This is a genomic window from Streptomyces sp. NPDC006739, assembly GCF_042869815.1.
GTDB lineage: Bacteria > Actinomycetota > Actinomycetes > Streptomycetales > Streptomycetaceae > Streptomyces.
The window spans coordinates 169,915-184,801 of record NZ_JBIAGM010000002.1; the positions used below are offsets into that span (position 1 = coordinate 169,915).

11 protein-coding genes are annotated in these 14,887 nt (G+C 71.6%); 3 read left to right on the plus strand and 8 right to left on the minus strand.

Features of this window, described 5'->3' with window-relative positions:
- Window position 1 precedes the first annotated feature (1 nt).
- From ACFYMM_RS04180 to uvrC, 7 genes are all read right to left on the minus strand, one after another.
- Entirely contained in the window at window positions 2–1,213 is a 1,212-nt protein-coding gene (locus ACFYMM_RS04180) for a phosphoglycerate kinase (RefSeq protein ID WP_388383629.1), read from the minus strand.
- 147 nt (window positions 1,214–1,360) lie between these two features.
- Complete coding sequence (gene gap, locus ACFYMM_RS04185; RefSeq protein ID WP_388383631.1) at window positions 1,361–2,368, minus strand: type I glyceraldehyde-3-phosphate dehydrogenase; 1,008 nt, start codon at window positions 2,366–2,368, stop codon at window positions 1,361–1,363.
- A gap of 251 nt (window positions 2,369–2,619) precedes the next feature.
- Window positions 2,620–5,574 carry a M14 family zinc carboxypeptidase gene (locus ACFYMM_RS04190; RefSeq protein WP_388383633.1) on the minus strand — a complete coding sequence of 985 codons (2,955 nt, stop codon included), beginning with the start codon at window positions 5,572–5,574 and terminating at the stop codon, window positions 2,620–2,622.
- Between the two features lie 146 nt (window positions 5,575–5,720).
- Window positions 5,721–6,710, minus strand: a complete 990-nt coding sequence (whiA, locus tag ACFYMM_RS04195; RefSeq protein WP_388383635.1) for a DNA-binding protein WhiA — start codon at window positions 6,708–6,710, stop codon at window positions 5,721–5,723.
- The gene (yvcK, locus tag ACFYMM_RS04200) at window positions 6,701–7,768 is read right to left on the minus strand and encodes a uridine diphosphate-N-acetylglucosamine-binding protein YvcK (protein WP_388383637.1); all 1,068 of its coding nucleotides are present in this window, start codon (window positions 7,766–7,768) and stop codon (window positions 6,701–6,703) included. The genes whiA and yvcK overlap by 10 nt, the downstream gene beginning before the upstream one ends.
- On the minus strand, window positions 7,765–8,733 hold the full coding sequence (gene rapZ / locus ACFYMM_RS04205) for an RNase adapter RapZ (protein ID WP_388383639.1): 969 nt from the start codon (window positions 8,731–8,733) through the stop codon (window positions 7,765–7,767). Before rapZ ends, yvcK begins: the two co-directional genes overlap by 4 nt.
- The gene (uvrC, locus tag ACFYMM_RS04210) at window positions 8,730–10,781 is read right to left on the minus strand and encodes an excinuclease ABC subunit UvrC (RefSeq protein WP_388383640.1); all 2,052 of its coding nucleotides are present in this window, start codon (window positions 10,779–10,781) and stop codon (window positions 8,730–8,732) included. The genes rapZ and uvrC overlap by 4 nt, the downstream gene beginning before the upstream one ends.
- A gap of 281 nt (window positions 10,782–11,062) precedes the next feature.
- On the opposite strand from uvrC, the gene ACFYMM_RS04215 reads away from it, so the two are divergent.
- Window positions 11,063–12,010: a hypothetical protein gene (locus ACFYMM_RS04215; RefSeq protein ID WP_388383642.1), complete on the plus strand. Its 948-nt coding sequence runs from the start codon at window positions 11,063–11,065 to the stop codon at window positions 12,008–12,010.
- 27 nt (window positions 12,011–12,037) lie between these two features.
- Here ACFYMM_RS04215 and ACFYMM_RS04220 read toward each other — a convergent pair whose 3' ends face one another.
- Entirely contained in the window at window positions 12,038–12,466 is a 429-nt protein-coding gene (locus ACFYMM_RS04220; protein ID WP_388383644.1) for a ubiquinol-cytochrome c reductase iron-sulfur subunit, read from the minus strand.
- Between the two features lie 262 nt (window positions 12,467–12,728).
- Here ACFYMM_RS04220 and ACFYMM_RS04225 point away from each other — a divergent pair, with 262 nt between their 5' ends.
- On the plus strand, window positions 12,729–13,871 hold the full coding sequence (locus tag ACFYMM_RS04225; RefSeq protein ID WP_388383646.1) for a LacI family DNA-binding transcriptional regulator: 1,143 nt from the start codon (window positions 12,729–12,731) through the stop codon (window positions 13,869–13,871).
- Between the two features lie 26 nt (window positions 13,872–13,897).
- Window positions 13,898–14,809, plus strand: a complete 912-nt coding sequence (locus ACFYMM_RS04230) for a carbohydrate kinase (protein ID WP_388383649.1) — start codon at window positions 13,898–13,900, stop codon at window positions 14,807–14,809.
- Window positions 14,810–14,887 lie beyond the last annotated feature (78 nt).

Sequence of the window (14,887 nt, forward strand, 5' to 3'; positions counted from 1 at the left end):
GTCAGTCCTCCAGTGCGGCGAGGCCGGGGAGCGTCTTGCCCTCAAGGTATTCGAGGGAGGCGCCGCCACCGGTCGAGATGTGCCCGAACGCGTTCTCGTCGAAGCCGAGCGTGCGCACGGCCGCGGCGGAGTCACCGCCGCCGACGACGGTGAAGCCGTCCGAGTCGAGGAGGGCCTGGGCCACCGCCACGGTGCCCCCCGCGTAGTCGGGGTGCTCGAAGACGCCCATGGGACCGTTCCAGAAGACGGTCTCGGCGTCGGTGAGCTTCGAGGCGTACAGCTCTCGGGTCTTCGGCCCGATGTCCAGGCCCTCCTGGTCGGCGGGGATCTTGTCCGCGTCGACCAGGGTGTGCTCGGTCGGCGCCTTGGCCTTCAGGTCCGGGAACCCGGGAGAGACCACGACGTCGACGGGGAGCACCAGTTCCACACCCTGCTTCTCGGCGCGCTCCAGGTACTCCGTGACGGCCGGGATCTGGTCCTCCTGCAGCAGGGAGATGCCGACCTCGTAGCCCTTGGCCTTGAGGAAGGTGTAGGCCATGCCGCCGCCGATGAGCAGGCGGTCGGCCTTGCCGAGCAGCTGGTCGATGACGGCGAGCTTGTCGGAGACCTTGGCGCCGCCGAGCGCGACGACGTAGGGGCGCTTGACGTCCTCGGTGAGCTTCTTCAGGACGCCGACCTCGGCGGCGATGAGGTGGCCGGCGTAGTGCGGCAGGCGGGCCGGGAGGTCGTAGACGGACGCGTGCTTGCGGTGGACCGCGCCGAAGCCGTCGCCCACGTACACGTCGGCGAGGGCCGCGAGCCGGTCGGCGAACTCGCCGCGCTCGGTGTCGTCCTTGGAGGTCTCGCCGGCGTTGAAGCGCAGGTTCTCGATGACCGCGACCTGGCCGGGCTGCAGGCCGTTCACCGCGTCGTGCGCTGCGGGGCCGACGGTGTCCTCGGCGAACGCGACCGGGGCGCCGAGGAGTTCGCCGAGGCGCTCGGCGGCGGGCAGCAGCGAGAAGGCGGGGTCCGGGGCACCCTTGGGGCGGCCCAGGTGCGAGGCGACGACCACCTTGGCGCCCGCGTCGGCGAGGGCCTTGACGGTCGGCAGGACGGCGCGGATACGGCCGTCGTCGGTGATGACGCCGTCGGCGAGCGGGACGTTCAGGTCGGCGCGGACGAAGACCCGCTTGCCGTCCACGCCCACGGAGAGAAGTTCGTCAATGGTCTTCATGAGGGGACTCCTGAGAAGGCTCTTGATCGTACGGGGGCTGATCTTCGCAGGTCGGCCGGGGCGATCCGGACGCGCGTCAGGGCTCGGGCAGTGCGACCCTGCACTGCCCGAGCCCTGCTTATCGCATCAGCTGCCTGCTGCGGCCGATCAGAGCTGGTTGCCGACGAAGACCGTCAGGTCGACAAGGCGGTTCGAGTAGCCCCACTCGTTGTCGTACCAACCGATGACCTTCACGTTCTTGCCCTCCTGGACCATGGTCAGGGAGGAGTCGAAGGTGCAGGACGCCGGCTCGTTGACGATGTCGGAGGAGACGATCGCGTCCTCGGTGTACTCCAGGAGGCCCTTCAGCTCGCCCTCGGCGGCCTTCTGGAAGGCGGCGTTGATCTCTTCCTTGGTGACCTCGCGGGAGAGCTCGACGACCAGGTCGGTGACCGAGCCGGTCGGGACCGGGACGCGCATCGCGATGCCGTCCAGCTTGCCCTTGAGCTGCGGCAGGACCAGGGCGGTGGCCTTGGCGGCACCCGTCGTGGTCGGGATGATGTTCTCGGCGGCGGCACGGGCGCGGCGCAGGTCCTTGTGCGGGAAGTCCAGGATGCGCTGGTCGTTCGTGTACGCGTGCACCGTCGTCATCAGGCCCTTGACGATGCCGAAGTTCTCGTCGAGGACCTTCGCCATCGGCGCCACACAGTTGGTGGTGCAGGAGGCGTTGGAGATGACGTGGTGGCTCGCCGGGTCGTACTTGTCCTGGTTGACGCCCATCACGATGGTGATGTCCTCGTCCTTGGCCGGAGCCGAGATGAGGACCTTCTTCGCGCCGCCGGCGATGTGCTTGGCGGCGTCGTCCTTCTTCGTGAAGATGCCGGTCGACTCGATGACGATGTCGACACCCAGCTCACCCCAGGGGATGTCGGCCGGGTTGCGCTCGGAGAGCACCTTGATGGTGTGGCCGTCGACGGTGATCGTGTCGGCGGTGTGGGTGACCTCCTGCTTGAGGCGCCCCAGGATCGTGTCGTACTTCAGCAGGTGCGCGGTGGTCGCGGTGTCGCCCAGGTCGTTGACAGCCACGATCTCGATGTCTGCACCCTGCTCCAGCAGCGCGCGGAAGTAGTTACGTCCGATGCGGCCGAAGCCGTTGATGCCTACGCGGATCGTCACGAACCGATCTCCTCGTTGGTACGCCGGCCATGAGATGCCGGCGAGCTGTATTTGGGATGTCCCCGACCACCCCCGACCCTACCTCCCTGAGGCCCCCTCGGTGACATCGAGATGCCCCATACACGGGCAGGCGGTCCGTACCGGCCAGTAGGGGTACGGACCGCCCTGGTCCGGGCGCCGGATGGCACCGTTATGTCAGGTAATGCCGATGCTCGTTGGCGTCATTTTCACTCGTTCGTGAGCGGGTCGGCTCACCTGTCGAGCGTCGCCATCGCCTTCTTCAGCAGAGCCGCGCGATCGGCGGCCGACGGCACCTGTTCCAGACCGAAGCCGAGCAGCACGGTCCGGCCGGTGGTGACCGCTCCGTAGGTCTGGAAGAGGGCGCCGCTGCGCGTCCAGTCCTTGAGGACGGCGGGGCTGCCGGCGGGCGGCCCGGGAACGCTCCATGCGCCGAGCGAGGTCTCGAAGCCCTCGGTCTGTCCTGCCGTGCCGGCGACGACGAGGGAGACGTCGTCGGCGAGGACGCCGTGGCCGCCGGTGCCCGGGTCGGTGATGTAGCTCAGGGAGACCTCGACCGACCTGCCGGCGTAGGCGCTCAGGTCGAAGTCGACCGGCTGCCAGCCACTGGAGCTGCCGGTGAGGCTGTGCCAGGAGCCGCTGGTGCCCTGTGCCGTGCAGGCGTTGCCGGCGAGTGTCAGATAGTGCTTGAGCCAGGGGTGCTCGCCGATCAGGAACCCGGCTCCGCAGTCGGCGGGCACGGCGTCGCTGGTGGCGCCGCCCGCCTCCGGGAGCGTCGTCCAGTCGTCGGCGCCCACGGTGTGGGCCTCGATCACGGCGTGGTCGTAGCCGGGCTCGGTGTCCCACAGCAGACGGGCGCGCAGGGTGGGCTTGTCGGCGGCGCCGACACCGCTGAGGTCGATGGTGCGGGTGAGGCGCTTGTAGGCGTCGTCGGTGTGCACGGCGGCGGCCATGTAGGAACCCGCGTAGGGCCCGTAGGGGTTGACGGCCCCGGCGAACCGGCCCGCGCCCGCGCCCGCGAACTGCGGGTGGGCGGCGGCGGACAGCACGTCCGAGGTGAGCCCGTAGGTGCCCGCCTTGTCGAGGGGGTTGCCGGGCGCGTCGCCGAGGGCCCCCGTGAAGCCGTCGAGGCCGCCTGAGCCGGTGAAGCCGGTGGCTCCCGGGGTCGACGTACGGGAGTAGGCGCCGAGGTAGTACTGGCTGAAGTCGTCCGAGCGGGTTCCGTCGCCGAGGTCGACGCTGCCGCCGGCCAGCTCTCCGGCCTCGATCAGCCTGCCGCCCTCGTTGAGATAGGCGCGCAGCTGGAGCTGGGTGGCGTTGCCCGGCCCGCCGGTGCCGGAGTAGTGGACGACGGTCCGGAAGTGCTTGAGGACGCCGAACGCGTCGGGTGCGCCCTGGGTGGCCACGTCCCAGACGATCGCCCGGTGGCCGTCCGCCCGCAGCGCGTCCGCGTAGCTTCGTGCCTGTGTGGCGGGCGTGCCCTCCTCGGCGACCACCAGCGTGTCGGCCGGGGGGCGCTGGGCGACGGTGTAGGTGAAGTGCGGGCCGGAGACCGTCCCGCCGCTCTTCGTCCGGCCGGTGGACCACACCTCGACCTTGTCGCCCGGCGCACCGCCCGGGATCCTGGCCCGGTACTCGTCGAAGTAGAGGTTGTCCTGACCGCCGTAGGTCTCGCCGCCCTTCCAGGGCCTGAGCGTCCGCTCGCGGGTACGGCCGCCGTTGACGCGGTACTTGAGCTCCTTGTCCCGGACGGCCTTGCGTACGACGACCGAGACCTCCTGGCCGGCGCCGCGTGCGTAGGACGTGGAGAAGGCGGCCGGGGTGAAGTCCGCGGCGTTCAGGCCGACCGGGGAGACCGGCCGGTCGGGGTGGGCGGCGGTCTGTGCGACGGAGAGCGCGAACGGGATGTTCTTGGCGAACTCCTGCTGGATCAGCTTCTCGTCGTCGGGGAAGTTGAAGACCGACTGGCAGTCCTCGGGCTTCCAGGCGTCGTTCGGGTCGACGTTCGACGCGGTCTCGCAGGTCGACATCTCGGGGGTGAACATCGCCATGCCGTTGACGTTCGAGGCGTGTCCGTCCGCCTCCCCGTTGGTGGTGTACAGCTCCGAGGAGACCTGCGAACGGTAGCCGGGGACCGCCGGGTTGTCCGGGGTGCCGGCGAGGGCCTTGTAGAGCACGTCGTCCGGGGTCGGGGTCGCCACCTGCCAGCCGACGCCGTAGAGGAGGAGTTCGGCGGCCGAGTGGTAGTTGATGCCGTACGTGAACCCGACGCGTTTCTCGAAGGAGTCCAGCGCCTTGGTCTCGGGCTCGGACTCGGGGCTCGCGCCCCGGTAGGTCTCGCTGGTCGGGTTGGGGGACGAACCCTCGTCGTCGTAGCCCCACTTGTAGGGGAAGTTGCGGTTGAGGTCGACGCCGTCGCCCGTGCCGATGACTCCGTCCCCGTTGACGTCCCGCAGGTTCTTGCGCCACATGCGGGTCTGGGCGTTCCGGAAGGTGTAGTCGTAGCCGTCGGGGTTGGCCGAGAGCACGAACCACAGCTCCGTGGAGTCGACGATCTTCTTGATGCGCGGGTCGGTCCTGTAGTGGTCCAGGTAGTAGTGCATCAGCCGGCGGGTCATCTCCGGCGTGATCCACTCGCGCGCGTGCTGGTTGGACAAGTACAGCACGGAGGGCTTGGAACCGTCCTTGGACGTCTTCGCGTTCCTGGTCAGTTTGAGCGCGAGGATGTCCTGGCCGTCGACCGTCCTGCCGATGGACTCGACCTTGGTGAGACCGGGGTTCCGCTGCCCGGTCCGGAGGATCTCCTCCTTCAGGCCGCCGCTGGTGCCGTACGGGCGGAAGACGTGCTGGGAGGCGTCCTTGACGCGGGCCCGGGCCCCGGCCGAGAGGGTGTGCTCGGTGAGGGCGACGCCCTGCTTCTCCAGCTTCCGGGCCTGCTTGTCGGTGAGGTAGACCTCGACGGCGGTCCGGCCGCCGCCGGTGACCTTGTCGCCGAGTTCATGGCTGTCCTGCCCGGCCTTGAGCAGCAGGGGTATCTGCTGTTGGGTGACGTCGGCGCGGAAGACCCTGACCTCGTCGGGGTCGGGTTTCCCGGGGCTCGCGCTCTGCGCCCGGGCGACGGGCGCGAGGCTCGCCGCGCCGATCAGGAGCGCGCCGACAGCGAGGATCGATCTCGCTCTGTGTCTCATGTACCCCCCTAGCAGTGGTCCGCCACAGCGGCGAACCCTGCCAGGCTCATGACACTTCATGATCGAGTCAAGAGCGCTTCATGGACACGTAAACGCCGGTGCGGGCCACCCGAACGAGTGACCCGCACCGGCGAGTTGACGACGTCTCAGCCCACGAGGTTGTCGGCCAGGTCCTCGGAGAGGTTGGCCTCGGTGCCCGGGATGCCGAGGTCGGAGGCGCGCTTGTCGGCCATCGCCAGCAGCCGGCGGATACGGCCGGCCACGGCGTCCTTGGTCAGCGGCGGGTCGGCGAGCGCGCCGAGCTCCTCCAGCGAGGCCTGCTTGTGCTCCATGCGCAGCCGTCCGGCGGCGGCGAGGTGCTCGGGGACCTCGTCGCCGAGGATCTCCAGGGCGCGCTGGACACGGGCTCCGGCGGCGACGGCGGCGCGGGCCGAGCGGCGCAGGTTGGCGTCGTCGAAGTTGGCCAGCCGGTTCGCCGTGGCACGCACCTCGCGGCGCATCCGGCGCTCCTCCCAGGCCAGCACCGACTCGTGCGCGCCGAGCCGGGTGAGCAGGGCGCCGATCGCGTCACCGTCGCGGACCACCACCCGGTCCACGCCCCGCACCTCGCGGGCCTTGGCGGCGATCGACAGCCGGCGGGCGGCGCCGACCAGCGCGAGCGCGGCCTCGGGGCCCGGGCAGGTGACCTCCAGGGAGGAGGAACGGCCGGGCTCGGTCAGCGAGCCGTGCGCCAGGAAGGCGCCACGCCAGGCCGCCTCGGCGTCACAGGTAGCGCCGGAGACCACCTGCGGGGGCAGCCCCCTGATGGGCCTGCCCCGGCCGTCCACCAGGCCGGTCTGCCGGGCCAGCTGGTCGCCGCCCGCGACCACCCGCACGACGTACCGCGAACCGCGGCGCAGGCCGCCGGGTGCCATCACGATCAGTTCGGAACTGTGGCCGAAGATCTCCAGGATGTCCCGCTTGAGGCGCCGGGCGGCCATCGCGGTGTCCAGCTCCGCCTCGATCACGATGCGCCCGCTCACCAGGTGCAGGCCGCCGGCGAACCGCAGGATGGCGGAGACCTCCGCCTTCCTGCAGCAGGTCCGGGTGACGGGGAGCCGGGAGATCTCGTCCTTCACCGCTGCCGTCATCGCCATGGGCCGATCCTTCCATGCATCCGAAAAATACGGTCGTACGCGGCGGCCAACAGCTCCGGGTCATGCCTCGGGGTCCCGTCGGGCCGGGCGACCGGCGCCAGCTCGACCGCGGCTCCGAACCGCTTGGCGGCCTCGGTGAGCGAGTCGCGGTCGGGCACGGCGGCCTCGTCGGCCAGCACCACGTCCAGGGCGAGTTTAGGGGCGTGTCGCCCCAAAACCTCCAAATGACGCTGCGGGGAGAAGCCCTCGGTTTCTCCCGGCTGCGGGGCGAGGTTCAGGGAGAGTACCCGGCGGGCCTTGGTCTCGGTCAGCGCGTCCAGCAGATCGGGGACGAGCAGGTGCGGGATGACCGAGGAGAACCAGGAGCCGGGGCCGAGCACCACCCAGTCCGCGTCCAGGACGGCGGCGACGGCCTCCGGGACGGCGGGCGGGTCGTGCGGCACCAGGTGCACGGACTGCACCTCGCCGGGGGTGAGGGCGACCGTGGCCTGTCCGCGCACGGTGTCCACGTCGTCCGGGCGCTCCGGATCGTGCCCCTTGACCAGGGCCTGCAGCTCCAGCGGCACGGCGGACATGGGCAGGACCCGCCCGTGCGCGCCGAGCAGCTTGCCGACCAGGTCCAGGGCCTGGACATGGTCGCCGAGCTGCTCCCACAGGGCGACGATCAGCAGGTTGCCGACCGCGTGGCCGTGCATCTCGCCCCGGGACTGGAAGCGGTGCTGGATGACCCGGGCCCAGGTCTGGCCCCAGTCGTCGTCCCCGCACAGCGCGGCCAGCGCCTTGCGCAGGTCGCCGGGCGGCAGCACGCCCAGTTCGTCGCGCAGCCGCCCGCTGGAGCCGCCGTCGTCGGCCACGGTGACCACGGCGGTGAGGTCGCCGGTGATCCGGCGCAGCGCGGCCAGCGAGGCGGACAGGCCCATGCCGCCGCCGAGGGCGACCACCTTGGGCTGGGCGCCGCGCCGGCGCGGCCTGGCGCCACGGGCCTCGACGGGCCGGCCCGCGCGGGCCTCCGGCGCCATCCGGCGCAGCCTGCCCAGCCGCGGTGTACGTTCCGTCATTCCCGTCCCATGTCCCGGTGTACGACCACCGTCTCCACGCCCTCGGCCGCGAGGCGCGCGGCGAGCTTCTCCGACACGGCCACGGAGCGGTGCTTTCCGCCGGTGCAGCCGATGGCGATGGTCACATATCGCTTGCCCTCACGGCGGTAGCCGGCCGCGATGAGCCGCAGCAGTTCCGCGTACCGGTCGAGGAACTCCTTGGCGCCGGGCTGGTTGAAGACGTACGCCGACACCTCCTCGTTGAGGCCGGAGAAGGGGCGCAGCTCCGGAACCCAGTGCGGGTTGGGCAGGAAGCGCATGTCCGCCACCAGGTCGGCGTCGACCGGAAGGCCGTACTTGAAGCCGAAGGACATCACGGTGGCCCGCAGCTCGGGCTCCTCCTCGCCGGCGAACTGGGCGTCCATCTTGGCGCGCAGTTCGTGCACGTTGAGGCTGGAGGTGTCGATCACCAGGTCGGCGTCGCCGCGCAGCTCGCGCAGCAGCTCGCGCTCGGCGGCGATGCCGTCGACGATGCGGCCGTCGCCCTGCAGCGGGTGCGGGCGGCGCACCGACTCGAAGCGGCGCACCAGGGCCTCGTCGGAGGACTCCAGGAAGACGATCCGCCGGGTGACGTGCTTCGCCTCCAGGTCCGCCAGGGACTCGCGCAGGTTGTCGAAGAAGCGCCGGCCGCGTACGTCGACGACGACCGCGATCCGCGCCACGTTGCCCTGCGAGCGGGCGCCCAGCTCCACCATGGTGGGGATCAGGGCCGGCGGGAGGTTGTCGACGACGAACCAGCCGAGGTCCTCCAGACACTTGGCGGCCGTCGAGCGGCCCGCTCCGGACATGCCGGAGATGATCACCAGTTCGGGGATGGCCGCCTCGGGAAGCCCGGCCGTCTCGCTGGTCGTGCCCGTACTCACCAGTGCTCCGTCTCCACCTTGGCCCGTTTGCCCGTCTTGTTCGTCGTGCTTGTTCACATTCATGTCTCCTGCCCCCGTCGTTCGTCCGGGGCGCCCGTCGTCACGGGGTGCCCTCCGGAACCCATGGTGCCGGGTTCCTCCTCCATGATCTCTCCAGTGGCCGTGTTCACGGCGGGCGCGGCCGGGGCCGCCTGGGCGAGGGCCGCGGCGATGGTCTCGGCCGTCTTGCGGCCTATGCCGGGGACCTCGCAGATCTGGTCGATGGTGGCGGATCGTAGCTTCTTCAAGGAACCGAAATGTTTCAGAAGTGCCTGCTTGCGCGTGTCCCCCAGCCCGGGGACCTCGTCCAGGGGGCTCGACCGGAAGCGCTTGGCCCGCTTGGCGCGCTGGTAGGTGATGGCGAAGCGGTGGGCCTCGTCACGGACGCGCTGGAGCAGATAGAGGCCCTCGCTGGTGCGGGGCAGGACCACGGGGTCGTCGTCGCCGGGCAGCCAGACCTCCTCCAGGCGCTTGGCGAGGCCGCAGACGGCGATGTCGTCGATGCCCAGTTCGTCCAGCGCCCGTTTCGCCGCCGCGACCTGCGGCTGCCCGCCGTCGACGACGACGAGCTGAGGCGGGTAGGCGAACTTCCTGGGCCGGCCGTCCTCGTCCTTGAGGCCCTCCCTGATCTCACCGTCCGCCGAGCCGTCGTCCACCCACTCGCCGGTCTTCTCCTTCTCGGCGAGGTAGCGCCGAAAGCGCCGGGTGATCACCTCGTGCATGGACCGGACATCGTCCTGGCCGGCGAATCCCCTGATCTGGAAGCGCCGGTACTCGCTCTTGCGCTGCAGGCCGTCCTCGAAGACGACCATCGAGGCGACCACGTCGTCGCCCTGCAGGTGCGAGATGTCGTAGCACTCGATGCGCAGCGGGGCGCTGTCCAGGTCGAGGGCCTCGGCGATCTCCTCCAGGGCGCGCGAGCGGGTGGTGAGGTCGGAGGCGCGCTTGGTCTTGTGCAGGGCGAGCGCCTGCAGGGCGTTGCGCTGCACGGTCTCCATGAGTGCCTTCTTGTCGCCGCGCTGCGGGATGCGCAGCGACACGTTCGACCCACGGCGGCCGGTCAGCCACTCCTGGACCGGGTCCACCGGGTCGGGCAGGGCGGGGACCAGGACCTCCTTGGGGACGGCGTCCCCGCTCTCCTCGCCGTACAGCTGCTGCAGGGCGTGCTCGACGAGGGCGCCGGTGGTGATCTCCTCGACCTTGTCGGTGACCCAGCCGCGCTGGCCGCGCACCCGGCCGCCGCGCACGTGGAAGATCTGGACGGCCGCCTCCAGCTCGTCCTCGGCGACGGCGACGAGGTCGGCGTCCGTCGCGTCGGCGAGAACGACCGCGTTCTTCTCCATGGCCTTCCTCAGGGCCTCGATGTCGTCGCGCAGGCGGGCGGCCCGCTCGTACTCCATCTCCTCGGCCGCCTCCGTCATCCGCTTCTCCAGACGGCGGAGGTAGGCGCCGGTGCGGCCGGCCATGAAGTCGCAGAACTCCTCGGCCAGTTCCCGGTGCTCCACGGGGTCGACCCGTCCGACGCAGGGGGCCGAGCACTTGCCGATGTAGCCGAGCAGGCAGGGGCGGCCGGTGCGGGTGGCGTTCTTGAAGACACCGGCCGAGCAGGTGCGCACCGGGAAGACGCGCAGCAGCAGGTCGACGGTGTCCCGGATGGCCCACGCGTGCCCGTACGGCCCGAAGTACCGGACGCCTTTCTTCTTGTGACCGCGCATCACCTGTACGCGCGGGAACTCCTCGTTCATCGTCACCGCGAGGTAGGGGTAGCTCTTGTCGTCGCGGTACTTGACGTTGAACCGGGGGTCGTACTCCTTGATCCAGGAGTACTCCAGCTGGAGCGCCTCGACCTCCGTGGACACCACGGTCCACTCCACGGACGCGGCGGTGGTGACCATCGTCCGGGTGCGGGGGTGCAGGTTCGCCAGGTCCTGGAAGTAGTTCGCCAGGCGCTGGCGCAGGCTTTTCGCCTTTCCGACGTAGATCACCCGGCGGTGCTCGTCGCGGAACCTGTAGACCCCGGGGGTGTCCGGGATCTGTCCCGGCTCGGGGCGGTAGCTGGAGGGGTCGGCCATGTCTCACACCCTACTGGCGAGCACCGACACCGTGACGGGCCCGTGGACGACGCCGGGGCCCGGCGGGGGGCCTATCGGCCAGGTGCGGGCGGTGGCGGAGCCCGAGGTGTTGTCGGGGCTAGGTCAACACGCTTCAATGCGGGGGAACTCGGGGCCGTGAACGACGGCGCACCCAAGCGCGTACGCATGCGCGGGCACCCCGGCGCCCACGGGGCGGCCCCGAAGACCCGCGCCGACGGTCTGACCAGCCGTAGGGACACCTCACAGAAAGGCCCCTCTGCATGCGGCACGCCACACAGCACGCGGACGTCGCCACCGCGGAACTGGACACGGCCCTGCGGGGCGGCCCCTTCCACGTGGCGCTGCGCGCCGCGATCGCCGCGCGCGGGCTGCCGCTGCAGCGCGTGCAGCACCATCTGTCACGGCACGGGGTCAAGGTGGGTGTCACCAGCCTCAGTTACTGGCAGCAGGGCGCCCGGCGTCCGCAGCGTCCCGAGTCCCTGCGCGCCGTGCGGGCCCTGGAGGAGATCCTCCAGCTGCCGGACGAGTCCCTCATCCGGCTGCTCGCCGAGGCCGACGAGCGCTCCGTCACGGGGCGCCCGGCCGCCCGCTCCTACCGGTCCCTGATCGAGGCCTCCGACGTCCTGGAGCGGCTCCAGGCCGAGCTGGGCTGGTCCCTCGACGGCGGGCTGCACACGCTGGGGCACCACGAACGGGTCCGTATCGGGGGGCGCCGCGAGCTGGCGAGCCGCGAGTCCCACCACATCGTCCGGGCGCACCGGGACGGCGTGGACCGCTTCGTCGCCGTCCATCACGGCGACCCCGGCGCCGCCCCGCAGCGGATGACGGTGCGCGCCCTGGAGAACTGCCGGACCGGGCGGGTCCGCTGGGACGAGGAAACCGGCGTCCTGGTGGCCGAGCTGCTCTTCGACACCCGGCTGCGCACCGGCGAGACCTTCCTCTTCCGGTACGGCGTCGAGGACGGCACCGCCGGCCCCTCCCGCGAGTACGTCCGCGGGTTCGGCTTCGCGGGCGGCCAGTACGCCCTGCAGGTGCGCTTCGACGCGGCGGTGCTGCCGGTGCGCTGCCACCGCTTCACCCAGCACTCCCCGGCCGCCCCGCGCAGTGGCCGGCAGCAGCTGCCGCTCAGCGGGCTGCACCGCTGCGTCCACCTGGTCGAGCCCCGGGTACGGCCGGGCATCGTGGGCATCGGCTGGGACTGGGAGTGACCACGGGCTCCCCCGGGCAGCCGCGGATCAGGCCCCGGGCCCCGCGACGATCTTTCCGTTCGCGGTCCTGACCGGCAGCGCGTTCAACGGCTCGGTGGCCGGCGCCCGCACCACCTTGCCGGTCAGCGCGTCGAACTCGCTCCCGTGGCAGGGGCAGATCAGGGTCGTCCCCTGAAGCCTGTCGATGGGGCACCCGGCGTGCGTGCACACCGTGCTGTACGCCTTGAGGGTGCCGTGGGCGTCCCGGCCGACGACCACGTCGTGGTCCCGGTACAGCTTGGCGCTCCCCTTCGCGACCTCGCTGTCGGCCCCCAGCTCGACCGGTGCGGTCGGGGTCGCCGCCACCGATCCGCCGGCCCCCGGCACGGAACAGGCGGTGAGGCCCAGCCCGGCGAGCGGGGTGGCGGCGGCTCCTCGCAGAACGGAACGGCGGCTCGCGGACGGTCGGCCGGGCATCTGGGACTCCACAGGTCGGGTACGGGGGCGGGACACGGACAGGGGCGGGGCGGGGCGGGGCGGGGCGACGATACCTGGGCAAGTGGTCGCAGGGTGCGGCCGGGGCCGGCGAGGCGCGCGAGGCTGCTTTTCTCGCCGACTGCTGGGCGTAAACGATTGCGCAAGCGTTTACGTCACGCGCCGGATGGGATAACTTGCCGGTCGGAAGGCCCGCCGATCCGGTGCCGAGACCGGTCCTGACACCGCCCGGGAGGGGAACGCGATGCCCACCATGGCCGACGTCGCCCGCAGCGCCGGAGTCTCCGTGGCGACCGTCTCCCACGTGCTCAACGGGACCCGGCCGGTGCTGCCGCACACCCGCCAGGCGGTCCTCGACGCCATCGACGAACTCGGCTACACGCCCAACACCCTCGCCCGTTCCCTGGTGACCTCCCGCACCCGCTCCATCGGGCTCGCGGTGTCCGCGATCAGCAACCCCTACTTCACGGAGATCCTCCAGGGCGTCGAGGCGGCCGCCCTGGAGGAGGGCTACAGCCTGCTCATCGCCGACCCGCACGACGACCCCGAGCACGAGCACAAGGTCGTCCGGCTTCTCCACGAACGCCGAGTGGACGGCATGATCGTCGCCCCCTCGGCGAACCCGCGCGCCCTCCTCGCCTACCTCGCCCGGCATGCCGTTCCGACGGTGTTCCTGGATCGCGTGCCGCAGGGGCGGGGCGCCGACGAGACGGGCCGCGAGCCGCTCTTCGACCAGGTCTGCGCCGAGAACGCCGAGCCGACGGCCCGGCTCGTCGCCCATCTCGCCGGGCTGGGGCACCGCCGGATCGGCCTGGTCGCGGGCCTGCCCGGGCTCAGCACCACCAGTGAGCGGATCACCGGCTACCGCGACGGCCTCGCCGCCGCCGGGCTGGCCCCCGACGAACGTCTCGTGGTGTCCGGCAACTCCGAGTCGGCCGGGGCCGCCCGGGCCACCACCGATCTTCTGTCCCGCACCGCCGCGCCCACCGCGCTGATCACCGCCAACAACGCGATGACCCTCGGTGCCCTGCGCGCCCTGCGGGAACGCGGCCTTGCGGTGCCCGACGACATCGCCCTGTGCTGCTTCGACGACTTCGCCTGGGCCGACCTGTTCTCCCCCCGGCTCACCGCCGTCGCCCAGCCCAGCCGGGAGATCGGCGCCCTGGCCGTACGGGTGCTCCTCGACCGCCTGGCCGCGCCGGACCGCCCGGTCCGGACCCTCCGGCTGCCCTGCGCCTTCGTCCACCGGACGTCGTGCGGCTGCCCGGACGAACCCGGGCAGCAGTCCCCACAGGCCCAGCAGGCCCAGCGGTCCCGGCAGACTCAGCAGGCCCGGCAACCCGAGCCATCCGAGCCGTCCGAGCCGTCCGAGCCGTCCGAGCCGTAGAAACAATTCGAGAAGGGATCCGCCTCGTGATCGTCGTAGCCGGTGAGGCACTCATCGACCTGGTACCCCAGGGCACCGGCGCCCTCGCCGGACTGCGGCCGGCGCTCGGCGGCGGCCCGTACAACACCGCCGTGGCGCTCGGCCGCCTCGGCTCCCCCACCTCCTTCTGCTCCCGCACGTCCCACGACGCCTTCGGCGAGGCCCTGCTCGACGGGTTGCGGCAGGCCGGTGTGGACGTCTCGGGCGTGCAGCGCGGCGCGGAGCCGACCACCCTCGCGGTCGCCACCATCGACCGGAACGGCTCGGCCGCCTACTCCTTCTACGTCGACGGCACCGCCGACCGCCTCTTCACCACCCCCGCCGCACTCCCGGCCGGCGCACGTGCCGTCTCCTTCGGCACCTGCTCCCTCGTCCTTGAACCGGGCGCGAGCGCCTACGAGGAGCTGATGCGGGCCGCCGCCCGGCAGGGGCTGTTCACCGCGCTCGATCCCAACATCAGGGCAGGTCTGATCCCCGACCCGGACGCCTACCGGGCGCGCTTCGAGAACTGGCTGCCCTCGATCACGCTGCTGAAACTCTCCGAGGAGGACGCCCGGTGGCTGGGCGGAAGCCCGCGCGAGTGGCTGGCCGCCGGGCCCTCCGCCGTGGTGGTCACCCGGGGCGGCGACGGCCTGACCGCCTTCACCCGGGACGGCGCCGAGTACTCCGTGCCCGGTGAGAAGGTCGACGTCGTGGACACCATCGGCGCCGGGGACACGGTGAACGCGGCCCTGCTGCACGGCCTGTCCGCTCAGGACGCGCTCTCCGGTGAGGCACTCGCCGCTCTGGGGGCGGACGCCTGGACGCGGCTGCTGCGGTTCGCGGCGCGGGCGGCCGCCCTCACCTGTTCCCGAGCCGGGGCGGAGCCGCCGTACGCCGCCGAGCTGGCGGGACGGTGACCGGCCGGGGTGCCTGAGGACGGAACGGGCGGCGCCCCACGGGAGGTTCCGTGGGGCGCCGCTCCCTGCTGCCGGGTG